This is a genomic window from Streptomyces bicolor (genome assembly GCF_000719285.1).
Taxonomy (GTDB): domain Bacteria; phylum Actinomycetota; class Actinomycetes; order Streptomycetales; family Streptomycetaceae; genus Streptomyces; species Streptomyces bicolor.
On sequence record NZ_JOFS01000042.1, the window covers coordinates 18,724 to 43,541 of the forward strand.

Sequence of the window (24,818 nt, forward strand, 5' to 3'; positions counted from 1 at the left end):
GGTTTCACTGGGAGGCTACGCCCGGATTTCCGGAAAGTAAACAGGTTCGGGCGCAATCAGGCATGTCCGACGGCCGATCTGGGCATGAGCGGGCTTCCGAAGTGGGCGAATGCGGAAACCTCGGGTCGAGCGGAAACCGTCGGGTCGAGCGGAAACCGTCGGGCCGATAGGGAAGCATTCGGGCCGATACGGAAACGCCGAAGGGGCCCGGCACCGAAGTGCCGGGCCCCTCCCCCGCTCTCAGACTGTCAGCGCGGGCTCCTTCTCCGGAGCCGCCTCGGGCGCCGCCGTCTCCCCGGCCGCCCCCTCGACATGCTGCGCCGACCGCCTGGGCAGCGCGAACATCAGCAGGAAGATGACGCCCATCACCACGGCCACCCATCCCAGCGCGTGCTGGAAGCCGTCCACGAAGGCCGCGCCCGCCGCCGGGCCCTGGGCGCCCTCCGCCAGCCGGTCGTCGATGACGCCGAAGAAGACCACGGAGACCAGACCCAGCCCGAGCGCGTTGCCCATCTGCTGGACGGTGCTGATGAGGCCGGACGCCGAACCGGAGTGCTCGCGCGGCACCTCCGACAGGATCGCGTCCGTCAGCGGGGCCACGATCAGGCCCATGCCGACACCCATGACGACCAGGGGCAGGGCCATCTGCCAGGGGGCGATGGACAGGCCGTAGTGGCCGGACTCCCAGAGGTAGAGCAGAACGCCGATCGCCATCACCAGCGCGCCCGCCTGGAGCACCTTGCGGCCGAAGCGCGGGACCAGCTTCTGCACGGACAGACCGGCCGCCGTCGAGACCGCGATCGAGAACGGGATACCGGTCAGGCCGGCCTTCAGCGGCCGCCAGCCCAGGCCGTACTGCATGTACAGCGTCCAGACCAGGAAGAAGATGCCGAGCGCGACACCGAAGACGGTCTGTACGGCGATGCCGCCCGCGAAGCTCTTCACCTTGAACAGCGACAGTTCGACGAGCGGGGAGCCGTCACGGGCGGCCTTCCGCTTCTCGTACGCCACCAGCGCCCCGAGGACTACGAGCGCGCCGCCCATCGAGACGTACCCCCACAGCGGCCAGCCCAGCTCGCGGCCGCGGGTCAGCGGGTAGAGCAGCATGAGCAGGCCGAGGGTGACCAGGGCGACGCCGACCAGGTCCAGCTTCAGCGCCCGCGGCGCCTTGGACTCGGTGATGTAGCGGCTGCCGAGGATCAGGCCCGCGATGCCGACCGGGAGGTTGATCAGGAAGATCGGGCGCCATTCGAGACCCAAGAGGTTCCACTCCGTCAGCAGCGCGCCGAGGAGGGGACCCATGACCGCGCCGAGCCCGACGACCGCTCCGAACAGGCCGAAGACCTTGCCCCGTTCGTGCGCCGGGAACGTCGCGTGCACGATCGACAGCACCTGCGGCACCATCATCGCCGCCATGCCGCCCTGCAGGATCCGGGCCGCGACCAGCATCTCCGGGTTCGCGGCGAAGCCGCACAGGGCCGAGGCCATGGTGAAGCCGCCGATACCGACGAGGAACAGCCGCTTGCGGCCGTGTATGTCGCCGAGGCGGCCGCCGGTGATCAGACCCGCGGCGAAGGCGAGGGCGTAGCCGGCGGTGATCCACTGGATCTGGCTGAAGGTCGCGCCGGACTCCCGCCGGATCGACGGGATCGCGACGTTGACGATCGTGACGTCGACGAGGTCCATGAAGGCCGCGGTCATCACGATCGCCAGGGCGAACCAGCGGCGGCGGTCGCCCGCCGCGGGCTCCGCGGGCGGTGCGCCGCCCTGGGTCACGGTGTTTGTGCCGGGTGCGGTCCCGGCTGAGGTCTCGATGGACGTCTCGGTGGAGGTCATGGCTTGAAGCTATGGCCTCATTAGGTCAGATCGTGTCCTAGATCTGCGGCATCCTCGGATTCATGACGACGGATACTCCGGCACGGCTGCTCACACTCCTTTCCCTCCTCCAGACGCCCCGCGAATGGCCCGGCGGTGAGCTCGCCGATCGGCTCGGGGTGTCCCGGCGCACGGTGCGGCGGGACATCGACCGGCTGCGGGAGCTCGGTTATCCCGTGCAGGCGACCAAGGGGGCCGACGGTGGCTACCGGCTCGTCGCGGGCAAGGCGATGCCGCCGCTCGTCCTGGACGACGAGGAGGCGGTGGCGATCGCGGTCGGGCTGCGGGCCGGGGCGGGGCACGCGGTCGAGGGCGTGGAGGAGGCGTCGGTGCGGGCGCTGGCGAAGCTGGAGCAGGTGCTGCCGTCGCGGCTGCGGCACCGGGTGACCACGCTGCAGGCCGCGACGACACCGCTGACCAGTGGGGACGGGGCGAGTATCGCGCCCGAGACGCTGACCGTGATGGCGTCGAGCGTGGCGGGGCGGGAGCGGTTGCGATTCGCGTACCGGGCGGGGGACGGAACGGAGTCGCGCCGCCTGACCGAGCCGTATCGGCTGGTGTCGACGGGGCGCCGCTGGTACCTCGTCGCCTACGACCTCGACCGGGCCGACTGGCGGACGTTCCGGGTCGACCGGGTGAGCGAGCCGTTCGCCACGGGCGCGCGCTTCGCTCCGCGGGAGTTGCCGTCGGGAAGTGCGGCGGAGTACCTGCGGCAGTCGATGTGGCGGCGGCAGGAGACCTACGACTTCTCGGTGACGTTCGACGCGCCACCGGAGTTCGTCGCGGGCCGGTTGCCGGGGTGGTTGGGGGCGCCGGAGCCGGTCGAGGACGGGCGGCGGTGCCGGCTGCGGGGGTCGGCCGGGGACTCGGTGGAGTGGATGGCCGTGCGGCTGGCGATGGTGGACTGCGAGTTCACGGTGGAGTCGCCGGAGGAACTGGTGCGGTGCGTACGGGAGTTGGGCGGGCGGTTGAGCCGGGCGGCGGGGGTGAGCCGGTCAGCAGGCGCGGAGCGCGGTCGGGGACAGGAGATGCCCATGTGACACAATCTGCCGTCCGGGTGGGCCACCCCGTGGTTCAGGTACGGGGTGGCCCGCCCGCTCTCCGGCCATGAAAGAGCCGGGCCCCGGCACCCAGGGGGGATAGGCGCCGAAGCCCGGCTCGGGGAGAGTCCCGGCGCCGGGGGGAGTGCGTCGGGACTTGGTCTGTTGATCCGCCGGTGTCGCGTTCGGTGGGGCTCCGTCGATCTCCGCCCGGGCCCGAGGCCGGTCGCCTCAGGTCCCGAACTCCCTTGCCCGGAGGTCTTTTTCCCGGTGCCCTGACAGTTGAAGCGGCGTTACATCGCCATGTTTGCGCGGTCTTTCGCCACCCGGCGTACGCCGCCCACGGCCACACACCTCCGGCCCTCCCGCCGGAGGCACCACGCGGCCCTCCCGCCGGAGGCACTACGCGGCCGCGTCGAACCCGGTGCTCCGCGCCAGCTTCTTCAGCTCCAGCAACGCGTGCTTCTCGATCTGCCGGATCCGCTCGCGCGTCAGCCCGTGCTCCTTGCCGACCTCGGTCAGCGTGCGCTCGCGCCCGTCCTCGATGCCGTAACGCATCTTGATGATGGACGCTGTGCGCTGGTCGAGGCGGCCGATCAGGTCGTCCAGTTCCTCGCTGCGCAGCAGGGTCAGGACGGACTGCTCGGGGGAGACCGCGGACGTGTCCTCCAGGAGGTCGCCGAACTGGGTCTCGCCCTCGTCGTCCACCGCCATGTTGAGGGAGACCGGGTCGCGCGCCCAGTCCAGGACGTCCGTCACGCGGTCCGCGTTCGAGCCGAGCTCGGCGGCGATCTCCGCGGGCTCCGGGTCACGGCCGTGCTCCCGGTTGAACTCGCGCTGCACGCGCCGGATGCGGCCCAGCTCCTCCACCAGGTGGACGGGGAGGCGGATGGTGCGGGACTGGTCGGCTATCGAGCGGGTGATGGCCTGACGGATCCACCACGTCGCGTACGTCGAGAACTTGAAGCCCTTGCGGTAGTCGAACTTCTCCACCGCGCGCACCAGGCCGGCGTTGCCCTCCTGGATCAGGTCGAGCAGGGGCAGACCGCTGCGCGGGTAGCGACGGGCCACCGCCACGACCAGGCGGAGGTTGGAGCGGATGAAGATGTCCTTCGCCCGCTCGCCGTCGGCGACCAGGGCCTCCAGTTCCTCACGGGTGGCGTCCGCCTTGGACTCCTCGTACCCGTCGAGGACCTGCTGGGCGAACACACCCGCCTCGATGATCTGCGACAGCTCGACCTCTTTGGCGGCGTCGAGAAGCGGCGTACGCGCGATCTCGTCGAGGTACATGCCGACCAGGTCGCGGTCCGCGATCTCGCCGCCATGGGCGCGAACACTGCTTGCCGCGTCGACGGCCTCGCCGGTGGCGGACTGACGACGGGCGACGGCACGGGTTGCCATGCGTGCTCCCTTGCGATGTGGGCGGGTGGTCCGTGAACGCCTGGGACTCTTCTCGAGTGCCCGGCATCCGATGGAAACAACGACTGGAATCAGGACAGAATTCCCAAGCCGCCCCTCTATTTTTCTGATCTTGCAGTACCCTGTCCGGCCACAGGAGGAAACCCGATGCCGCCGGAACGTAGAGAGGTGCAGGTCAGGCCGGGAGTCGAAAGCGACCTCGACGCCCTCACCGACCTCTACAACCACTACGTACGTGAGACGCCCATCACATTCGATACGGCCGTCTTCACGCCTGAAGAGCGCCGCCCTTGGCTGCTCTCCCACCCTGAAGACGGACCGCACCGGCTGATGGTTGCCGCGGAGACGGGCCCCGAAGGGAACTCACAGCGGATTCTCGGCTACGCCACATCCAGCGCCTTCCGGCCGAAGCCGGCGTACGAGACCTCCGTCGAGGTGACGATCTACCTCGCTCCGGACGCCGGTCGGCGTGGCGTCGGCACCCTCCTCTACAAGGCCCTCTTCGACGCGCTGGCGGACGAGGACCTGCACCGCGCCTACGCCGGGATCGCCCAGCCCAACGAGGCGTCCACCCGGCTGCACGAGCGCTTCGGCTTCCGGCACATCGGCACATACCGCGAGGTGGGCCGCAAGTTCGGCCGGTACTGGGACGTGGCCTGGTACGAGAAGGACCTCTGAGCCTCGCCGGAGGGACCTCACCCCAGGACTCGGCCCCCTCGCCCTCAGCCGAACTGCACCGACCGCTTCGCCAGCCCCATCCAGAACCCGTCGATCACCGACTTCTGGCCATCGAGTCCACCGGCCGCGTCCGCCGCGCCCATCGTCACGAACAGCGGGGCGAAGTGCTCGGTGCGCGGGTGGGCGTAGCGGCCGGCCGGGGCCTTGTGGAGGAAATCCAGCAACCCGTCCCAGTCGCGGTTCTCCAGCGCCCGGCGGCCCCAGTCGTCGAACTCCACGGACCAGCTGGGGATGTCGCTCTGGCGCAGGGCGGCCAGGTTGTGGGTGAAGAAGCCGGAGCCGACGATCAGCACGCCCTCGTCACGCAGCGGCGCCAGCTTCCGACCGATCTCCAGCAACCTCAGCGGGTCGAGGGTCGGCATGGAAATCTGGAGGACAGGGATGTCGGCCTCGGGGTACATCTCGACGAGCGGTACGTAGGCGCCGTGGTCGAGGCCGCGGTCCGGGATGTCCTGCACGGGCATGCCGGGGGCGCGCAGCAGTTTCCGTACGGACTCGGCGAGTTCCGGAGCGCCGGGTGCCGCGTACGTCACCTTGTAGTAGTGCTCGGGGAATCCCCAGAAGTCGTAGACGAGAGGAACGGTCTCGGTGGCACCGATGGCGAGCGGGGCCTCCTCCCAGTGGGCGGAGACCATGAGGATCGCCCTGGGGCGCGGCAGGTCGGCGGACCAGGCGGCGAGCTCACCGGGCCAGATCGGGTCGTCCGCAAGCGGCGGGGCGCCGTGGCTGAGATAGAGGGCAGGCATGCGTTCCTGCGTGGCGGCGGACATGGTGGCGACTCCCTCCGGAGAGCTGAAGCCTTATTTGCTTCAAATCTAAAGCTTCTCTCTCGAAGAAGGTACGCCTCGGTAGTTAAAATTTCAAGGAGAGCTCTCGTACAGTGGGGTACATGAATACGGCATCTACCTCCGCGCCGGCGGAACCGCGCTGGCTCACCGACGACGAGCAGCGCGTCTGGCGCTCGTACATGGAAGCGTCCACCCTGCTCTGGGATCACCTGGACCGCCAGCTCCAGCGGGACGCGGGCATGCCGCACGTCTACTACGGCCTGCTGGTCAAGCTCGCCGACTCCCCGCAGCGCAGACTGCGGATGACCGAGCTGGCGATGCTCGCGAAGATCACCCGCTCCCGTCTCTCGCACGCCATCGCCCGGCTGGAGAAGAACGGCTGGGTGCGGCGCGAGGACTGCCCCGACGACAAGCGGGGCCAGTTCGCGGTGCTGACGGAGCAGGGCCTGGAGGTGCTGCGGGAGACCGCGCCGGGCCATGTGGAGGCCGTACGCCAGGCGATGTTCGACCGGCTCACCCCCGAGCAGCAGAAGGCCCTCGGCGAGATCATGCAGATCGTCGCCGAGGGCCTGCAGCCGAGCGAAGCGGGTGCGGACCTGCCCTGGCTGCGCTGAACCGCTCATTTCAGCGAGCCGGGGCAGGTCCTTGGAGGCCGCACGTACGGAGCGTCCCCATCCCCGTACGTACGCCTGGTCCCTAGGGGTACGGCCGTACGGTCGTCGTCGGACTCAGTGCGCGACGACCGGCACCGGCACCTCGTCCGCCGCGCCCTCCTCGGAGGACGCCACCGTCGTACCGCCCGGACGGCCGGCGTTGACGAAGGTCAGGGCGATGGCCGCGGCCACGACCAGGATGCCGACGGCGAACCAGATGGCGCTGGTGTAGCCCTGCACCATGCCCTCCAGCTGGACCAGCTGCTGCTGGGACCGGCTGGTCGCGCCCCCGATGTGGTCCGCGATGTAGGACGTGGTGGCCGAGGCGGCGATCGTGTTCAGCAGGGCCGTACCGATCGCACCGCCCACCTGCTGGGAGGTGTTGACCATCGCGGAGGCGACACCGGCGTCCTGCGGCTTGACGCCCTGCGTGGACAGGGACATGGCCGGCATGAACGCGGTACCCATACCCAGGCCGAGCAGCAGCATCGCCGGCAGCAGGAGCGCGGCGTACGAGGAGCCGATCTCCAGCTGGGTCAGCAGCAGCATGCCGAGCGCGGCGACCAGGAAGCCAGGGCCCATCAGCAGCCGCGGCGCGACCCGGGTCATCAGCCGGGTGCCGATCTGGGTGGACCCGGTGATCATGCCCGCGATCATCGGCAGGAAGGCGAAGCCGGTCTTCACCGGCGAGTAGCCCTTCACGATCTGCAGGTAGTAGGTGAGGAAGAGGAACAGGCCGAACATCGCGATGATCGCGAGGCCGAGCGAGAGGTAGACACCGCCGCGGTTGCGCTCGGTGACCACGCGCAGCGGCAGCAGCGGAGCCTTGACCTTGGCCTCGACGAGGACGAAGGCCAGCAGCAGCACGCCGGAGGCGACGAACATGCCGACCGTCATCGAGTCGCCCCAGCCCGCGGACTCGGCGCGAGTGAAGCCGTAGACCAGCGCGACCAGGCCGAGGGTGGACAGGAGCACGCCCGGGATGTCGAGCGGGTTGCGGTTGCGGCCGCCCTCCGGCTCACGGATGACGAGCCAGGCACCGGCCGCGGCGAGCACGGCGAACGGGATGTTCACGAAGAACGTCCAGCGCCAGTCCAGGTACTCGGTGAGGAAACCGCCGAGGATCAGACCGACGGCGCCACCGCCACCGGCGATCGCACCGTAGATGCCGAACGCCTTGGCGCGCTCCTTGGCGTCCGTGAACATCACGGCGAGCAGCGACAGCGCGGCCGGCGCGAGCAGCGCGCCGAAGACACCCTGCAGGGCACGGGCGCCGAACATCATGGCCTCGTTGGTGGCCGCGCCACCCAGCGCGGAGGCGGCGGCGAAGCCGGCCAGACCGACGACGAAGGCACGCTTGCGGCCCCAGAGGTCGGCTATCCGGCCGCCGAACAGCAGCAGACCGCCGAAGGCCAGGGCGTAGGCCGTGACGACCCACTGCCGGTTGCCGTCCGATATCCCCAGGTCCTGCTGGGCGGAGGGCAGGGCGATGTTCACGATGGTCGCGTCGAGCACGACCATCAGCTGGGCCAGCGCGATGAAGACGAGCGCTTTCCAGCGGTTCGAATCGGCGGCGCCGAGGGCGCTGCCGGGAGCCTTTGCGGCTGTTTCAGACATGGGGGTACCCACTTCGGGACTTCGTGACGGAAAAAGACGAAAAAACGGGTGTCCAAAGGGGACGGCTCGTCGGCTGTGACGGCCGGTGAGATTCGGTGTGGTGCCTGCTGTCGCGCTCTTAACTCATCGGTCGGGCCTGGCGCAGGTCCTTCATGGTCAGTGCCGTGCCCGGCAGAACGGAACGGGCCGGGGCCCGCAGTCCGTCCAGGAACAGCTGCAGATGGCGGTGGACGTAGCGGTCGGCGATGTCGCACCCGGTCCCGGCCGGGGGCCGGCTGAGCTGGGCCACGGCGACCATCACGTCGCCGAAGTCCACGTCATGGCGGAGCTGGCCGGCCTCCTTGGCGCGGTCCATGATCTCCACGACCAGTTGCTCGCACCGCACCCGTGTGGCTTCCAGATCCGGGTGGTGCTTGTCGAACGTGCTCTGGACCATGGGGCACAGCGCGCCGATCCGCTCGTCGGCGGAGATGTGCACGAAGCGCTCCAGGGCCTCGAAGGCATCCCCGGTCTCCGCGAGCGCGAGTTCGGCGGCGGCCGCCGTACGCTCCATGACGGAGCAGACGACCTCGCGGACGAGCGCGTCGCGGTCGGGGAAGTTGCGGTACACCGTGGCGTTGCCGACGCCGGCCCGGCGGGCGATGTCGTCCAGCGGCACGTCGGGGCCGTGTTCGACGAACATCTCCCGGGCGGCGGTGACGATCCGCTCCCGGTTGCGCAGGGCGTCGGCGCGCGGCCGGGTCGCCTTGCGCGCTACGGGGGTCGCGGTCTGCACGGCGTACTCCTGAGTTCCAGCGGTTGGCGATCCGGGGAAGCTCTCCCCGTTTCGCTCGGACACCTGGCTAAACGGGGAAAGGATCCCCGGTTATTTCCCACCTTCGAAAAGATTCCATGTGACTCGGGTCACAATCTCCTCGGTGAAGAACCCACGTTCGGTCTCCTTCAACGCGCGCCCGCGCACCCCTCGACACAGGGTGATCGAGAGGGCGCAGCACGCGGCCGGCGCGCTGCCATGGACTGAAGGGCCCATGCATGCAGCCGAGCGGTCGGATACGCCCCCGCCGTGCGGTCGCCCTGGCCTCCGTGACCGCCCTGACCCTGGCGGTCAGCACCTCGGCAGGCACCGGGCACCACACGGCGGGAACCCTGACGGCGACGGGAGCGGGACCGATCGCGCTCGCCCGCTCCTCCCCCCTCCGCCCCTGCATGATCAGCGGCCGGCCGACGGTCCAGATGTCGGAAGGCGTGCCGACGGCACGCGGCTACTCCCGCTCCACCGGCACCGTGCACGCCCTCACCGTGATGGTCGACTTCCCCGACACACCCGGTCCGGGCCGCGCGCTCGACCGCTTCGCGGAGTTCTTCCCGCAGACCCAGGACTGGTTCCGCACCAGCTCCTACGGCCGCCTCGACTACCGCCCCCGGACCCCGATCCCCGGCTGGCTGCGCATGCCCAAGTCCTTCCGCGCCTACGGCATAGAGCGCGGCGCGCCCTTCGACCCCGGGTACCGGCAGCTGGTCCAGGACATCGTGGCCGCGGCCGATCCCAAGGTGGACTTCCGGTCGTACGACTTCCTGAACGTGCTGGTGACACCGAACGCCGGCCCCTCGGCCCTGGACACGGTCCTGTCGGTGTCCTTCGCGGGCAACACGGAGGCCCCCGTGGCCGACGGCGTCTCCGTCGCGAACGCCTCCTTCGTCTACTCCCGCCAGGACGACGGCTCCGGCTCCTACCGCCGCACCGGCTACCGGGTCCTCCCCCACGAGAACGGCCACGTCTTCGGCCTGCCCGACCTGTACACCGCGGAGGGCGGCGGCGCGGTCGGCCACTGGGACATCATGAGCGAGGACTGGGGGGCCAACAACGACCTGCTCGGCTGGCACAAGTGGAAGCTGGGCTGGCTGGACGCGGCACAGGTACGGTGCGCGACCGCCTCCGGAACCACCGACTACGAACTGACGCCGCTGGCCCGGGAGGGCGGCCCGAAGCTGGTGTTCGTCCCACTGGACCGCCGCAGCGGCTACGCCGTCGAACTGCGCACCCGAGAGGGCAACGACGAGACCGTGTGCCGCCCCGGCGTCCTGATCTACAAGGTCGACGCGGACGTGGACACCGGGATGGGCCCGGTGAAGGTCCACGACTCCCGACCGGACAGCGGCGGCTGCACCCGCAGCCCCAACGTCCACGCGGAGCTGTCGGACGCGACGTTCGTGCCCGGGGAGGAGTTCCGGGACTCGGAGAGGGGGGTGCGGGTTTCGGTGGTGGGGGCGGATTTGACGGGGAGTTATCGGGTTCGGGTTACGCGGGAGTAGGGGGTGGGGGCGGGGGAGGTTGGAGCGGGAGGTGGGAGGTGGGGGGTGGCTTGGGTGGAGTGGGCTCGGGTGGAGTGAGGATGTCCGGGCGCGGGTCGAGGTTGCCGTACGCGCGCGTGGGGCCGATTACGGTTAGGGCTGCCTCGAACGCCGTACGGAGAGCCGATGCCCGCGAAGACGACCCTGGACGACGACCGTGCCGTGCCGGCGGAGGCGGTCACGCCGCTGATCCGGGGGGTGGCGGTGTTGCGGCGGCTGACGGAGGCCGGCGGGACGGTGAGCGCGAGCGGGCTGGAGCGGAGCACCGGACTGGCGCGCTCGACGGTGGACCGGATCGCGTCCACGCTCGCGCGCATGGGATACGTCCGCCTCGACGGCCGTGACGTCGTGCTGGCCCCCCGCGTGATGGAACTGGGCAACGCCTACCTTGCCTCCCTCGGCCTGCCCGCCCTCCTCGCCTCCCACGCCGACGCGCTCGCCGACGAACTGGACGAGTCGGTGTCGCTGGCGGTCGCCGACCGCGACGGCATCCGCTTCATCCACCAGGCGACCCGCCGCCGCGCGATGTCCCTCAGCTTCCGCATCGGCGACCTGCTCCCCGCCGAACGCACCGCGCCGGGCCCCCTGTTCGCCACGGAGTGGACGGACGCGCAGTGGCGGGCCTGGCACGAGCGCCGGGCGGCGGACCCGGAGGACCGGGGCTTCCCCGCCGTACCGCCCCGCGAGCACACCTCACCCGACGAGGACTTCGAACGCCGGGCGCAGCGGGCCCGGAAGGACGGCTGGGCGCTGGACGACCAGTTGATCGAGCCGGGGCTGGTGGCGGTGTCCGTACCGGTACGGGACCCCCGGGCGGGCGGCCGTATCGCCTGCGTGGCGAGCGTCGTGAGCCACACCAGCCGCCACACGGCCGCGAACCTGCGCGACACGCTCCTCCCCCGCCTGCGGACGGCCGTGGCGGAGATGGAACGCGTGCTGCGCGAGGCACCCGAGCCGCAGCCCGGCCGGGTCCCGGCGGGCCTGGCGACCTGGACGGGCGCCTCCAAGCAGGAACTGGGCAGGGAGTTCGTCGAGTCACTGGCCCGCGGACTGACCGTGCTGACCGCCTTCGGCGCGGGACGGGCCGAGCTGACGCTCACGGACGTGGCACGGGCGACGGGCCTGTCCCGGGCCACGGCGCGCAGGGCGCTCATCACGTACGACCATCTGGGCCTGGTACGTCAGTCGGGCACACGGGGCTTCGCACTCACCCCGCGCGTCCTGTCCCTCGGCTTCCCACCCCTGTCCCGCACCACCTTGGCCCAGATCGCGACCCCACACCTGGCCGAACTGGCCGGCCGTGTCCACGAGTCGGCGTCCCTGGCGGTGCTGACGCCGTCGGGCGAGGAGATCCAGTACACGGCCCGGGCCGCCACCAGCCGCGTGATGAGCGTCAACGTGACGGTCGGCACGCGACTGCCGGCGTACGCGACATCGCTGGGCCGCGTGCTGCTCGCGGATCTCCCTGAGGATGGGCGCCAGTTGGGCGAACTGCGCCCACTGACCTCGCGCACGACCACGGACCCCGCGACCCTCGCGGCGGAGCTGGAGGAGATCCGGGCGCGAGGTTACGCCTTGGTCGACGAAGAGTTGGAGGAGGGGTTGCGGTCGATCGCGGTACCGGTGCGGGACCGGGCGGGCCGCGTCGTGGCGGCGGCGAACGTGGCGATGCACGCGGCTCGGCGGTCGGTGCGGGAGTGCGTCCGGGACGTGCTGCCGGAGCTGACGGCGACGGCCGAGCGGATCACCGCGGACCTGGGGGTGGCGGGGAGGTTCGCTCGGGTGTCGGTGGTGTGAGTCGGGTTCCCCCCGGCTCACCAGTCCTTCGCGGCGGCCAGCAGGCGCTCCCGTACGAGTGCCACGTGCGGGTTGGTGGAGTTCCCCGGGCGTTGGACGAGGTAGGCGGTGTTGATCGGCGGATCCTCCGGCTGGTGCAGCAGGCGCAGGGCGCCGGAGGCCAGCTCGGTGCGGCACAGGTAGCTGGGCAGGACGGTCCAGCCGGCGCCGACGGTTACGGCGGTGAGGACGCTGCGCAGGTCTGGGACGGTGATCGCGGCCTGGACGTGCAGCCGGCGGGCGAAGACATGGCGCCAGTAGCGGCGGGCGATGGGCAGGTCCTCGGCGTAGGTGATCAGCGGGAGGCTCTCCAGAGTGGCGGGCAGCTCCTGTCCCTCGAGACGTTCGGCCCATACGGGGGCGGCGACCAGGACGAACTCCTCGTCGGCGAGAAGTTCGGCGTGCAGCGTCCGGCCGCGGGGGCGTCGGGTGGCGACGACGAGGTCGTGGCGTCCGGCCCGGATCTCCTGGAGCAGCGGCTCGGTCAGTCCGATGGCCACCCGCAGCCGCACTCCATGCGCGACCAGCGGGGCCAGCACCTTGAGGCCGACCACGCCCATGAACTCCGCGGGCCCCCCAAGATGCACCGGTGCCACGGTGCTGCTCGGCTCCTCGCCGGTGATGACCGCCAGGTGGTCGAGGGGGGCCGACAGCCGGTTGGCGAGTTCGTCCGCGTGGGGCAGCGGGGTGACGCCCTTCGCCCGGCGTTCGAACAGCTCGCGGCCCAGGCGGTTCTCCAGCGCCCGGATCTGCGTGGTGACGGTGGACTGCGACACGCTCAGCTGACGTGCTGCGGCGGTGAAGGAGCCCAGGCGGTGCACCGCGAGGAAGGTGCGCAGCAGGTTCAGGTCCAGCGGACCGGACCCATGAGTGTCGTGATCGCCCACGGTTTCGAGACTACGAGGTGCGCATGGCAACCACATGCCGTCCGCCCTCAGAGGAACGACCCACCGAGCCACCCGGGCCATCACGCCATCGCGCCATCGCGCCATCGATACCTGGTATCGGTCTCTTCATTGGCGCGGATACTTCAGCAGCTTTAGCTTCGAGACGACGAACAGGCAAAGCTCCAGGAGACCCCACCATGTCGAAGATCCTTTTCGTGATGACCGGCGCCGACCACTGGACGCTGGCGGACGGCACCAAGCGCCCGACCGGCTTCTGGGCCGAGGAGGCCGTCGTCCCGTACCAGGCGTTCACGGCCGCCGGCCACGAGATCGTCGCCGCCACGCCGGGCGGCGTCGTACCGCCCGTGGACCAGGGCAGCCTGGCCCCGGAGTTCAACGGCGGCGAGGAGGGCGCGAAGAAGATGGCGGACGATCTCGCCTCGATCAGCGAGTTCCAGCACCCCGTCAGGCTGGAGGACGTCGACCTCGCCGAATACGCCGCCGTCTACTACCCCGGTGGTCATGGCCCGATGGAGGACCTGGCCGTCGACGCCACCTCCGGCAAGCTCCTCATCGACGCCCTCTCCTCGGGCAAGCCACTCGGCGTGGTCTGCCACGCCCCGGCCGCCCTGCTGGCCGCCACCCTGGCCGACGGCGCCAACGCCTTCGCCGGCTACCGGCTCACCGGTTTCAGCAACGTCGAGGAGACCCAGACGGGCCTCGCGGCGGGCGCCAAGTGGCTGCTTCAGGACCGCCTGGTCGAGATCGGCGCCGACTACCAGGAGGGCGAGCCGTGGGCCCCGAACGTGGTCGTCGACCGCAACCTGGTCACCGGCCAGAACCCCGCCTCCGCGGGACCGGCAGCAGCCGAAATGCTCAAGAAGCTGGCCTGACGCAACGCCGCGCTCCACGCCGGCTTCGGTGGGACGGAATCCTGCCCTCTCGTCGTGAACGTGTCCCAGGCCCGCGCCCGCTGCTCACCGGCTGCCCGGCGGCTTCGGCCACGGTGTCCCTGCGGCAGCCGCATCCAGCAGGTCGCCGAGGCGCAGCCAAGCTGTCGGCCCCGAGTAGGAGGCCGGGCAGGTCGCGAACCGGTCCCACGCGTCCTGATCGGCCCCCAGGGCCTCGCGCACCACGGAGACCACCGACGGATGGGCGCTCCCGTGGCGGCCACCCCGGGCCCGCAGCGCCGACCAGGCGGGCAGGGCACGTACCAGTTCCGGCGTGATGCCCGGCCTGGCCAGGATCAGCCGGGTCCAAGCCTCGCGCCACGACGGCGCTCCCCCGAGATTCCCCCGCAGGCCCTCCGTGAGGCGGGCCAGCACGGTGTCCGGGGAACCGTGACGACGCAGTACGTCCTCGAAGTCGTCGTCGGACCGGTACCCGCTCGCGGCGCAGGCGAGGAGAGCCTTCTCGATGAGGGAGTCGTTGCCGGGGTGCCGGTCCAGGTACTCGCTCAGTGCCGGTGTCCGGATGCCGGCCAGTTGGCGCATGGTTACCGTGTCCGGGGCACCGAGTGCGGTTCGGCGGCGATCCGCGCCGGTGGCCGGCGGAGGGTCGGCGAGGACGCGCTCGATGGTGTCGAGTATTTCGTCGAGCTCACGGCGCTTGTCATAACGCGGCTGGAGGCCGGGGTGATGAGGGCTCACCCGTGTGCGCGCATGCCGGATGATCGGGCGAACCCCGGCCTTGACGTCCTCGGTGACCGTCGGGAGGTGCAGCAGGATGTCGCGTACCCAGGCCACCTCGTCCGGGTCGATGGCTGAGTAGCGGTCCTCGGGCTCCCAGAACGGCAGGGCACGGGCAGCCGTCTCGGCGAACCTCGCCGCGAGGTCGGCGAGCGTGGTGGCGGAGGCCCGCCACTCAACCGGTCGATAGCCGTCCTTGACCTGCGTCGGGTTGAGGAGGTGACGCCAGGTTCCGGATGCGCTGATCCGGACCCAGGTGACGGGGGCGTCGCATCCGATGTCCAGCAGAGTCGTGCTCTTACGGCCCAGGAAGTGACGGAAGCGGACCTGCTCTTCGTCCGTCACGGCGGACAATTCCTCGGCGAAGCGATCCAGGACCTGCTGCTCGTCCGACCCGTCACGGCGCATTCGGCAGCCCTGCGCCAGCAGGACCTCGAACGGGAAACGCTCCAGGTCAGCCGTGGCAATCTCGGTCAGCAGCCCCGGCTCGACCGCCCAGGGCAGGCTGCCGAGCAACTCGTCGCGGACCGTCCGCCCGGCATCGGTGCCATCGGCCCACTCCACGCATTCCCGGTGACGGTCCGGATGCCGTTCGAGTATGCGGCGCCACATGCTCTCCCATGCCTCGTACGCCCGTCTGTGCCGCTCCAGCCAGTCCGTGACGTCTTCTCCGTCGCCGGGCTCGGAGTCCGGGGCCGTCGGGAGGGTGTCGCGAGCCGCCACGAACACCAGGTCGTGCAACGGACCTTGCCGGAGCACGATCTGGGCCGGGGTTGGTTCCTCGAGCAGGTGGGGAGTCATGGGCGGCGGGGTGCCGCCGCGGGCACGCACCTCCTCGGCAACCGCACTGACCAGCCTGTCAGCGACGCAGGGACCCCCGAGCCGGGCCAACTGCTCAGCGGTGCACCGCTTCAGTGTCTGTTCCCGCAGCGACGCCGGACACGACGGATGCCCGAGCGCGAGCGCGACCAAGGCCGGCCGACGGTCGAAGTGGAACGGTTCGGTCTCGGCCTCCGGATCCCCCGCCACAGCCGCCTCCAGGAGCCACGGGGGCGCCTCCTCGGCATGGGGACCTGACAGCAGAGCCTCGGCCAGGGCGGAGCGGTCGTATCGGGATTTCGCCGAACGGACCTGCTGCGCCGCCAGTCGCACCGCGGGGTCGTCCGGGCCGCAGTCCGCTATCGCCGTGAGGAGGAAATCTGAGGGGAGCACAGGTTCTGAGGCTTGGCCGGTCACAAGAGGTTCTCCATCGAGGCTTGTTCGTGCAAAGGGCTCACCGCGCACCGGGAGCCGGCGGCCACCCTGATCCCTCATCAAGGCTCCGCAGCATCGTCGTCACCAGCGTGGTGACGCGCTCACGTTTCACCGTGCCCCCCGTGGCCCCCGCGTCCCCCGCGTCCCCCTGACCCGGCGTCTCCGGGCGATCGTAAGTCCATGCCCGACGCCAAGAGGGCGCTTCGTGACACTCCATGCTGGATGCCGGGGATTGCTCACGGTCGGTCCCCCTGTCAGTGGCCGTCACTACGATCAGTCACAGGGGAATCCACGGCACCTCGATGAGCTCGCCCAGTCCGAGGACTTCGATCCGGATGAGATCGAACTGCAGGGCAACTTCCCTGTGAACGAGGATGCCTTTGCCCGGGTCGCAGCGGCCGGTAGCGCGGACGGACTGGACACACTGCTGGTCGCCGAGTGCCCGGTCCTGGAGTGGCAGGCGGTCGTGCACGACTACGGCGGCGGTGTGATCGCGGTCTGATGCTCAACACTGCGCCTCAGGGTGCCGGCGAGGGCGCTGACGGCCTCCGAGCTGTCGCCGGTGATCGCTTCGGTCTCGCGTCCGGGAATGCGGGGGAAGACCTTCGGCAGGGTTCCGTCGTGCTGCCAGAGCCACCCGTCCCACAGCGCCACCCGGCCCGTCCGGCCCTCCGCCGCGAGGCGTCCGCAGCGAGGCGTCCGCAGCGAAAGCGAGGGCACCGATCTCGTCGCCCCCGACCAGATCGCGTTGGCCGGCTCGCCGACGGCCGGAGTGCGGGTGAACTGGAGCGGGCGGCCGTCCGGCGCAGGGCGATCGTGATCACTGCTCCGGCCGGGCCGCCGTACGTGTGCTGTTCGTTGCCCACACGATTGTTTGACCTGGCAAAAGGGACGTGGCAAACAACGCTCCGGTTGCAAGTGTCGGTTGTGGCATCGCCGATCCAGCGGGCCGCACAAGGCGCCGCCGCCGGCCACACGGATCGGTCGCCGGCCGTGTCGGTCTCGAACCGACCCGCGCGGAGCCTTCGCGGAAAGCGGGCGGCAGAGCCCGTCCCCAGGGCCCCTCTGATGGATTCCGCGGCGAACACAGTGACACTGACCAGCCATTTCACCAGGAAAACCGGGGGACGCCACACGTGCGCATCGCCTTCCTGCTGCACAACGCCTACGCGATGGGCGGCACCGTACGGACGACCATGACACTCGCCGACACGCTCGCCGGGCGACACCAGGTGGAACTCGTGTCGGTCTTCCGGCACCGCGAGAAACCACAACTGGGGCGCTCGCCCAAGGTGCCGCTGCGGGCCCTGGTGGACCGGCGCGAGGGATCGACGGACGCGGCGGACCCTCTCACCCGGCGGGCCGGAGAGGCCTTCGCGAAGGGGGACAGCCGCTCGCACCAGTACCACCGGCTCGCCGAGCAGCGGATCATCGACTGGCTGCGGGAGACGGACGCCGACGTCGTCGTGGGCACCAGGGCCGGACTCAACGCGCTGGTGGCCCGGTTCGGGCCACGACATGCCGTACGCGTCGGCCAGGAGCACCTCACCCACGACAACCACCCGCACCGACTGCGGACGGAACTCCAGCGCTGGTACGGCGGTCTCGACGCGCTGGTCACCATGACCGAGGCCGACGCGCGCGACCACCGGCGCGGCATGCGGCTGCCGCGCACCCGGGTGCTGGCCATCCCCAACAGCGTCCCCGAACCCGCGGTGCCGCCGGCCGACGCGGCGGCCAAGGTCGTCGTCGCGGCGGGACGACTGGCCCGCGTCAAGCGGTACGAGATGCTGGTCGACGCGTTCGCCCTGGCCGGTGCGGCCTGCCCCGACTGGTCCCTGCGCATCTACGGGGACGGCCCGGAGCGCGCCCGGATAGCCGACCGGATAGCCCACCACGGCCTGGGTGACCGGGTCTTCCTGATGGGTTCGGCCACTCCCATCGAGGCCGAGTGGGTCAAGGGCTCCATCGCCGCGGTGACCTCCGCGCACGAGTCGTTCGGAATGACGATCGTGGAGGCCATGCGCTGCGGCCTGCCCGTGGTGAGCACCGACTGCCCCCACGGGCCCGGCGAGATCATCCGCCACGGTGTGGACGGCTGTCTCGTCCCACGCGACAGCACCCAGGGCGTGGCCGACGCGCTGCTGGGACTGATGCGAGACGACGGACGGCGTGCGGAGATGGGCAGGGCCGCCCGGGCCGGTGCGGCGAGACGATTCACTCCGGATGGCATCGCCGACCGCTACGAGCGCCTGTTCAACACACTGCTGGAGGAGCGGGCCGGGCGGGCCGCTCCGCCACCGCCCGGCCCGGCCGACTGGCGCGACCGTGCCCCCGTGCTCGCCGCCACGGCAGGCATCCTCGCCCGCGCAGCGGTGCGCCGCGGGCGGCGCAAGCTGGGGTGGGTCGGATGACCGCGGATCGCACAACGGCCTCGGCACAGCGGATGCTCTCGGCACAGCGGATGCTGTGGATCGTGGCCGCCGGGTTCTGTCTGCTGTCGGCCGTCCTCGTACCGCTCACCCTGCCGCTCGGCTGGGACGAGCTCGTGTACGCCAGCCGCTTCGGACCGTACGGTCCCGCGACCCCGTTCAGCGCCCCGCGTACCCGCGGGGTCCCCCTGCTGCTCGCTCCGATCGCCTCCTGGAGCGACTCGACGGTGCTGCTCAGGGTGTGGCTGCTCCTGCTGGCCGGCGGTGCGCTCTGGCTGGGATTCCGACCCTGGCTGCGGATCCTGCACCGCCCGGCGGCGGTGTGGGTGGCGGCCGGACTGTACGGCAGCCTGTGGATCACCCTCTTCTACGCCGGTTCCGCGATGCCGAACCACTACACCGCGATGGGTGCCACCGCCGCCGTGGGCTGTTTCCTCGCACCGCGCCCCCGGTACGCGGGTGTCGCGGCAGGCCTGGCGGTCGTGACCCTGATGCGACCCAACGACGGTGTGGCCGTCGCCGCACCGCTGCTCCTGGCCGCCGTACTGATGCCCGCACTGCGCGACCACGGCCGCCTTTGGGAGCGTCTGTCGGCCGTGGCGGCCGGACTCATGGCGGGTGCGCTGCCCTGGGTGGTAGAGGCCGAGTTGCGGTTCGGCGGCGTGCGCAACCGGCTCGCGGAAGCCGACGAGGTCCAGGGCGGCCTGCGGGCCGTCTTCTCCCTGGGCGCCCATCTCACCTCGCTGGACGGCCCACTGCTGTGCCGTCCCTGTACGGGCGACACCGTACGGCTGCCCGTGACGGAGTGGTGGGTGCTGCTGCCGCTGCTGGTCGCCCTGGGGCTGTGGGCGGAGCGCCGGGCGCGCCGGTCCGCTGCACCGCTGTGGCTGGCGGTGGCGGTGGCGGTGGCCGCGGCGGCGCCGTATCTCTTCCTCGTTCCCTACGCCGCGCCGCGGTTCCTGCTGCCGGCCTACGCCCTGCTGGCGCTCCCTGCCGCTGTCGGGCTCCTCGCCGTCGTCCACCGGGCCCGCACCCGCCGTTCGCTGCCGACAGCCGCGGTGCTCGTCCTGGCACTCCTCGGGCACTTGGGCATCCAGGCCGGGCTCGTCCACAAGCATGCGGGCAACCATCAGCAGGCCCGCGGAGACTGGGTCCGGATCGCCTCCGTGCTGCGCGAGCACGGGGTGCACCCGCCGTGTGTCCTCGCGGGGAACACATCGACGATTCCCATCGCCCACACCGCGGGCTGCACTGTCTCGGAGACGGATCCCCCGGCGCACCCCGATGCGCTGGTCCTTCGCGAGGGGAAGCCACCGCACTGGGCGCGCGACTGGCAACGATTCCCGGTGCCGGACACCTACCACTCCGGATGGACCGTCGTCGTGCGTCCATGACGGCCGGCCGTGCGACACAGGCTCTCGGGGCCGGTAGGGCGATGCGGCCCCCGATCTCCACTGCGGCGCCGACGGCTCCCGAGGTGCCTTCGCGTCCGGGCCCGAGCGGTGGAGCGCCCGGCGCATGCCCCACGATCTTTTGCGGAGAGGGGAGCCGGCTGCCGCGTGGGGGGGGGAAGCGCACGCAGGTCCGGCGGACGGCAGGTGACGCCACCCGCCGGACCTCGGCGCTTCGTCAGACGGTGCGGCACTGGAACTGCTGGTTGGTGCCGGTCCCGCAGGTCCACTGGATGAGACGGGCACCGTTGGCGGGCGGCGCCTGCGATGTCGAGACACTTTGCCGCTGTGCTGGGTAAGGACACGGACGTACCCGCCACCCGCGTCCTGGAGCCGCCACTGCTGGTTCAGGCCGCCGACTCGGGTGTACTGGAGCGCCACCCCGCTATCGGCAGCCTAGTTGTCGGTGAGATCGAGGCACTTGGAGCTGTGCCGGGCGACCAGGTGGTAGAACGGGCCGCCGCCCACACCACTGACCGTGCCGGCGGCGGTGTCGACGGCGACCTGCGGGTACCACGGCATGTTCATGGTTGTCCGGGTGGGGAAGGCCAGCGGCAGCCAGACGTACTGCGAGTCGTTGACGGTGCCCCATCCAGATCACGAACTTGCCGGTCGCGCTGTTGTGGATGGCCAGGTCCAGCAGGGCCCGCAGCTGAGCTGACGAGTGCGGTCCGGAGCGCCAGACCAACATCCCCCTCGCTCATCGCTCATCGCAAGCCACAGAAGCAGCAGCTCAGAGCAGCTCATGTCGGCCCGCAGCCCGTCTCCTCCCATATGAACGACCCGCACTGACGCGCATCCGCTACGCTGTCCATGGCCGGTCGTTGGTACGTCGCGCTGTCTACGCGTATGACACCGTGGAGGGGCGTCGCACCACGTCTGACCAGCGGGCTTGTGCTCCTAGCTGAAGATCCATTTCCTGGGTTTTCAACAAGGTTCTCCACAAGCCCCCGCCTTCGTAGCTCAGGGGATAGAGCACCGCTCTCCTAAAGCGGGTGTCGCAGGTTCGAATCCTGCCGGGGGCACCAGCCAAAAGGCCACCTACCGATCTTGGTAGGTGGCCTTTGACATCCAGGTCTGACATCAACGCGGGCGGCCGAGGATGCCACCGCAGACCACAACGGTTCGACCTATATCGCCCAGATGTCAAAAATGCCCAACTTCTTCCCGATGAAGAGCGCTACCGAAGCGGGAACCAGCAAGCAAATGCCGATGCCGCCAAGCACATATGGTGCCACTGGTGTCCCTTTCGGGAAGCGCCCATCGGGTCGACGCTTGCGCGCAACGGCGAAGCGCCTGACGAAAAGAGCGGCACTCAACATGAGCAGGAACGCGCCGACAATCTGCAGCGCCATCAAGCCGCATTCAAGAAGGAAAAGGACCAGGTAGGAGAGCAGCACCCCCACGACTACCCTCACTTACTCAGATTTCGCCATTAATCAGAATCCGGTCGGCTTTCATTGCCGTCGGCTGCAACCACGCGCAAGGCGCAAGGCGGACAATAGGATCATGGCCGGGACTGCGTCAACCGTGCGGCTGAACCCGTGCCCGATGTGTGCCCGACCGGTTGGTAAGTCGCGGCACCGCGGCTGTTCAGCTTGCCCTGCGTGAAGGTTGGACTCCGCCCCTCTCCAGGCTCCGCGTCCCGCCTCGACCAGTCCGCCGGCTTCACGCCTTCGTGCCGCCTTCTCCAGGATCCGTATCACCGCGTCCAGTCCGTCCCCGCGCAGGTCAGCGCGGGGACGGACGTCTCCCGCTGGGCGTCCTGGGCGACGTCCGTGCAGACGACCACGGTGAGGCCGAACTCGGAGTGGCCCAGGCTCTGGAGTCCCCAGGCGGGGCACGACTCCAACCGCCAGGGGGAGGGTGTCAGTGTCATGGCGAGCGTCGTGCAGGCGTTGTCACATGGAGGCCGTGCTGCTACTTGAGTTCGTCGGCGGTGAAGTAGCCGTCCCGCACAAGGGTGTTGTAATTGGTCTTGTCGACGCTCTCGGGCTGCAATAGAACGGCGGGCACGGCCTTGACGCCGTTCTTGTAACTGGTTACGTCGTCCACCCACGGCTTCCTGCCGGTAAGTATGTCGTCGACCATGGCGGTGGCGGCCTCGGCGAGCCGGCGGACGTCCTTGTAGACGGTCTGCGACTGCTGACCCGCGATGATGGACTTCACCGACGCCAGTTCGGCGTCCTGACCGGTGATGACCGGGAATGGCTTGCTGTCGGAGCCGTAGCCGACCGATTTCAGCGCGGACAGGATGCCCCTCGAAATGCCGTCGTACGGCGACAGGACCGCGTCGATCCTCTCACTGCGATACCACTTGGTGAGGATGCCACTCATGCGTTTTTGCGCGGTGGGCCCGTCCCAGCGCAGGGTGGCGATCTGGTCGAGCTCGGTCTCGCCGGACGGGACGACCAATTGCCTGCTGTCCAGATACGGCTGCAGGAGCGCCATCGATCCGTCGAAGAAGTATCCGGTGTTGTTGTCGTCGGGGGAGCCGGCGAACAACTCGATGTTGAACGGGCCTTTGCCGTCCTCCAGGCCGAGCTTTTCGATGATGTAGTGGGCCTGGAACCGACCGACCATCTCGTTGTCGAAAGAAACGTAGTAGTCGACGTTCTTGGTGCCGAGGATGAGCCGGTCGTAGGCGATCACCGGAATGTCCGCGTCGGCGGCCTGTCGAAGCACGCCGTTCAGCGACGTGTTGTCGATGGCCGCGATGATCAGTGCGTCGATGCCCTGTCGGATCAGTTTCTCGATCTGTGAGACCTGGGCTTTCGGGTCGTCGTCGCCGTAGACCAGCTTGGTCTTGTACTCCTTGGCCTTGAGGCTCTCGACGATGCTCTTGCCGTCGGTGAGCCAGCGCTCGGAGGACCGGGTCGGCATGGCGATACCGACGGTACCGCCCCGGAAACTGGCCTCTGAGCTGCTCTCACTGTTCCGGCCGCAGGCGGACAGGGTGAGGGTGAGGGAGGTGGCTCCGGCGAGGACGGTTCTTCGACTGAGCATGCTGATTGTTCCTTGTCCTTCTCGTCGTTGAGGGGATGACGGCGCATCAGACGTCGCGGGAGAAGCGGTGGAGCGGGCCGGGCAGTCGGCAGGCGGGTCGAGAACGTGCGGGACGCGCCGCACCCGCTCCCGGGCTGTGTCGAGGATCAGGTCTTACAAATGGCCGCCGCACACGTAGATCTCCGGGGGCCCTGGACAGATCGACCTTCGGACGGGGTCGTTTGCCGGGACGGCACCTCGGCGCCCCCCTAAGGGACCTCGGTCTCCCGCAGATCGCCGATCAGCGCGCTGCTGCGGCTCGGCATCCGGGGCTCGTCGGCTCGCGTGGTCTCCATGCCGGGGTCCACCTGTACGTGCGTCAGGCTGCGCTACGGCGTTCCGACCGCATGCGTGCTGATTCCGGCAACGCACAGGGCACTCACTTTCAAACGTTCGAAATGTCGTCACATGTTCGCAATGTTGGCGCGACGGTAAGGGGACGTGGGTGGGGCGTCAACAGTGCGAACCGGAACGGTTACAGAAAGTGCGCCCACGGGTCACGTGAGCGGGACGGAGGTCCCTGGAGCGGATCCGACCGTGGCGATCGTGGACTCGGAGTCCGGGCGGCCGGAACGGCTGCGACGCGAACGCCGGGCCATCCCTCGCCGACTTCAGCGGGTTGAGCGCAACACGTTAAGCCGCTGCCCTGGGGTTTCTCTTCGAGCAATCTTCGAAACATTCGATGCATGGGGCCCAAGATTCCGATCCAACACTCGCCGCATCGGTGATCAAAACCTTGGTCAGCCCCATCAGGCGCTGCTGCTACCAGGGAGAATTCCCCACATGGGGATAATCCGCGGAGCGAACATTTCGCAATCAGCGTCGAAACAGTTGACAGTTGGCAGGGTCACACCAAAACTGATTCGCCATTGGCAGAGCTCGACCGCTGTCGACGCGCGCGGGCACGAACCACCCGCCGACACCAGTTGCCCGGCCCGTCGGCCTTACGAGGACGAGGAGGAAGCACGCTCATGAACGACGGACCCGCACACCCGACGCGCCGCAGCGTCTGCACCCTGCTGCTGGCCACCGGAGCCACGTTGGCCCTGCCCGGCACCGCCGAGGCGGCCACGGTCATCACCACGAACCAGACCGGAACCAACAACGGGTACTACTACTCGTTCTGGACGGACAGCCAGGGCACGGTGTCCATGACCCTGAACTCCGGCGGCAACTACAGCACCTCCTGGAGGAACACCGGGAACTTCGTCGCCGGCAAGGGCTGGAGCAACGGCTCACGCCGGACAGTGACCTACTCCGGCAGCTTCAACCCGTCCGGCAACGGCTACCTGACTCTCTACGGGTGGACGTCGAACCCGCTCGTCGAGTACTACGTCGTCGACAACTGGGGCACCTACCGGCCCACGGGCACCCACAAGGGAACCGTCACCAGCGACGGCGGCACGTACGACATCTACCAGACCACGCGCTACAACGCCCCGTCCGTCGAAGGAACCCGCACGTTCAACCAGTACTGGAGCGTCCGGCAGTCGAAGCGGACCGGTGGCACCATCACCACCGGCAACCACTTCGACGCCTGGGCCCGCGCCGGAATGCGCCTGGGGAGCTTCAGCTATTACATGATCCTCGCCACCGAGGGATACCAGAGCAGCGGGAGCTCCAACATCACGGTGAGCTAGGCCAGTTCGTAAAGGGGGCGGCTGCGGATCAGCCGTCACGCGGCGACCGTGACGACGAACGTGCCGTCCCCTGTGGGGATCCTCTCCCCCTCCCCCTGGCTCC

21 protein-coding genes and 1 tRNA gene are annotated in these 24,818 nt (G+C 69.7%); 11 read left to right on the forward strand and 11 right to left on the reverse strand.

All coding sequences use genetic code 11. From position 1 onward, the window contains the following. Positions 1-240 precede the first annotated feature (240 nt). The gene (locus IF78_RS0137355; protein ID WP_280514415.1) at positions 241-1,836 is read right to left on the reverse strand and encodes an MFS transporter; all 1,596 of its coding nucleotides are present in this window, start codon (positions 1,834-1,836) and stop codon (positions 241-243) included. Positions 1,837-1,898: 62 nt separating this feature from the next. Between IF78_RS0137355 and IF78_RS0137360 the strand changes: the two genes are divergently transcribed. Further along, positions 1,899-2,915, forward strand: coding sequence for a helix-turn-helix transcriptional regulator (locus tag IF78_RS0137360; protein WP_031487726.1), 1,017 nt, complete (start codon positions 1,899-1,901; stop codon positions 2,913-2,915). A gap of 402 nt (positions 2,916-3,317) precedes the next feature. Here the strand turns inward: IF78_RS0137360 and IF78_RS0137365 are convergent, their stop codons facing one another. Continuing rightward, positions 3,318-4,316: a sigma-70 family RNA polymerase sigma factor gene (locus tag IF78_RS0137365; protein WP_031487727.1), complete on the reverse strand. Its 999-nt coding sequence runs from the start codon at positions 4,314-4,316 to the stop codon at positions 3,318-3,320. Positions 4,317-4,481: 165 nt separating this feature from the next. On the opposite strand from IF78_RS0137365, the gene IF78_RS0137370 reads away from it, so the two are divergent. Then, on the forward strand, positions 4,482-5,012 hold the full coding sequence (locus IF78_RS0137370; RefSeq protein WP_031487728.1) for a GNAT family N-acetyltransferase: 531 nt from the start codon (positions 4,482-4,484) through the stop codon (positions 5,010-5,012). Positions 5,013-5,056: 44 nt separating this feature from the next. Here the strand turns inward: IF78_RS0137370 and IF78_RS0137375 are convergent, their stop codons facing one another. Then, on the reverse strand, positions 5,057-5,842 hold the full coding sequence (locus IF78_RS0137375; protein WP_031487729.1) for a dioxygenase family protein: 786 nt from the start codon (positions 5,840-5,842) through the stop codon (positions 5,057-5,059). A gap of 119 nt (positions 5,843-5,961) precedes the next feature. Here IF78_RS0137375 and IF78_RS0137380 point away from each other — a divergent pair, with 119 nt between their 5' ends. Beyond that, positions 5,962-6,474: a MarR family winged helix-turn-helix transcriptional regulator gene (locus tag IF78_RS0137380; protein WP_031487730.1), complete on the forward strand. Its 513-nt coding sequence runs from the start codon at positions 5,962-5,964 to the stop codon at positions 6,472-6,474. Positions 6,475-6,588: 114 nt separating this feature from the next. On the opposite strand, the gene IF78_RS0137385 is transcribed toward IF78_RS0137380, so the two are convergent. Both IF78_RS0137385 and IF78_RS0137390 read right to left on the reverse strand, forming a co-directional pair. Continuing rightward, on the reverse strand, positions 6,589-8,130 hold the full coding sequence (locus IF78_RS0137385) for an MFS transporter (protein WP_031487731.1): 1,542 nt from the start codon (positions 8,128-8,130) through the stop codon (positions 6,589-6,591). Between the two features lie 118 nt (positions 8,131-8,248). Then, a complete protein-coding gene (locus tag IF78_RS0137390) occupies positions 8,249-8,905 on the reverse strand; it encodes a TetR/AcrR family transcriptional regulator (protein WP_031487732.1) in 657 nt (218 codons plus the stop codon). Positions 8,906-9,162: 257 nt separating this feature from the next. On the opposite strand from IF78_RS0137390, the gene IF78_RS0137395 reads away from it, so the two are divergent. Further along, complete coding sequence (locus IF78_RS0137395) at positions 9,163-10,443, forward strand: M6 family metalloprotease domain-containing protein (RefSeq protein WP_031498670.1); 1,281 nt, start codon at positions 9,163-9,165, stop codon at positions 10,441-10,443. Positions 10,444-10,608: 165 nt separating this feature from the next. Continuing rightward, positions 10,609-12,279, forward strand: coding sequence for an IclR family transcriptional regulator domain-containing protein (locus IF78_RS0137400; RefSeq protein ID WP_031487708.1), 1,671 nt, complete (start codon positions 10,609-10,611; stop codon positions 12,277-12,279). 17 nt (positions 12,280-12,296) lie between these two features. Here IF78_RS0137400 and IF78_RS0137405 read toward each other — a convergent pair whose 3' ends face one another. Then, complete coding sequence (locus IF78_RS0137405; RefSeq protein WP_031487707.1) at positions 12,297-13,205, reverse strand: LysR family transcriptional regulator; 909 nt, start codon at positions 13,203-13,205, stop codon at positions 12,297-12,299. A 197-nt stretch (positions 13,206-13,402) separates the two neighbouring features. Here IF78_RS0137405 and IF78_RS0137410 point away from each other — a divergent pair, with 197 nt between their 5' ends. Then, positions 13,403-14,098, forward strand: a complete 696-nt coding sequence (locus tag IF78_RS0137410) for a type 1 glutamine amidotransferase domain-containing protein (protein WP_031487706.1) — start codon at positions 13,403-13,405, stop codon at positions 14,096-14,098. Between the two features lie 84 nt (positions 14,099-14,182). Here the strand turns inward: IF78_RS0137410 and IF78_RS0137415 are convergent, their stop codons facing one another. Next, positions 14,183-16,105, reverse strand: coding sequence for a hypothetical protein (locus IF78_RS0137415; protein ID WP_031487705.1), 1,923 nt, complete (start codon positions 16,103-16,105; stop codon positions 14,183-14,185). Between the two features lie 406 nt (positions 16,106-16,511). On the opposite strand from IF78_RS0137415, the gene IF78_RS48675 reads away from it, so the two are divergent. The 3 genes from IF78_RS48675 (at position 16,512) to IF78_RS0137435 (ending at position 19,973) form a co-directional block, all read left to right on the forward strand. Continuing rightward, positions 16,512-16,649 (forward strand): hypothetical protein, encoded by a 138-nt coding sequence (locus tag IF78_RS48675; protein WP_158751599.1) that lies wholly within the window; start codon positions 16,512-16,514, stop codon positions 16,647-16,649. Between the two features lie 634 nt (positions 16,650-17,283). Beyond that, positions 17,284-18,561, forward strand: a complete 1,278-nt coding sequence (locus IF78_RS0137430; protein WP_031487702.1) for a glycosyltransferase — start codon at positions 17,284-17,286, stop codon at positions 18,559-18,561. After that, positions 18,558-19,973, forward strand: a complete 1,416-nt coding sequence (locus IF78_RS0137435; RefSeq protein ID WP_234439985.1) for a hypothetical protein — start codon at positions 18,558-18,560, stop codon at positions 19,971-19,973. Before IF78_RS0137430 ends, IF78_RS0137435 begins: the two co-directional genes overlap by 4 nt. A 453-nt stretch (positions 19,974-20,426) precedes the next feature. Here IF78_RS0137435 and IF78_RS50525 read toward each other — a convergent pair whose 3' ends face one another. Then, positions 20,427-20,552 (reverse strand): hypothetical protein, encoded by a 126-nt coding sequence (locus IF78_RS50525; protein WP_280514416.1) that lies wholly within the window; start codon positions 20,550-20,552, stop codon positions 20,427-20,429. A 430-nt stretch (positions 20,553-20,982) separates the two neighbouring features. Between IF78_RS50525 and IF78_RS0137445 the strand changes: the two genes are divergently transcribed. Further along, positions 20,983-21,058: transfer RNA gene (locus tag IF78_RS0137445), tRNA-Arg, on the forward strand. Positions 21,059-21,160: 102 nt separating this feature from the next. Here IF78_RS0137445 and IF78_RS0137450 read toward each other — a convergent pair. The 3 genes from IF78_RS0137450 to chvE form a co-directional block, all read right to left on the reverse strand. Beyond that, the gene (locus IF78_RS0137450; protein WP_031487700.1) at positions 21,161-21,436 is read right to left on the reverse strand and encodes a hypothetical protein; all 276 of its coding nucleotides are present in this window, start codon (positions 21,434-21,436) and stop codon (positions 21,161-21,163) included. 296 nt (positions 21,437-21,732) lie between these two features. Then, a complete protein-coding gene (locus IF78_RS48680; RefSeq protein WP_158751601.1) occupies positions 21,733-21,909 on the reverse strand; it encodes a hypothetical protein in 177 nt (58 codons plus the stop codon). A 41-nt stretch (positions 21,910-21,950) separates the two neighbouring features. Next, a complete protein-coding gene (gene chvE / locus IF78_RS0137460) occupies positions 21,951-23,036 on the reverse strand; it encodes a multiple monosaccharide ABC transporter substrate-binding protein (protein WP_031487699.1) in 1,086 nt (361 codons plus the stop codon). A 1,010-nt stretch (positions 23,037-24,046) separates the two neighbouring features. On the opposite strand from chvE, the gene IF78_RS0137470 reads away from it, so the two are divergent. Continuing rightward, a complete protein-coding gene (locus IF78_RS0137470) occupies positions 24,047-24,715 on the forward strand; it encodes a glycoside hydrolase family 11 protein (protein WP_031487698.1) in 669 nt (222 codons plus the stop codon). Positions 24,716-24,818 lie beyond the last annotated feature (103 nt).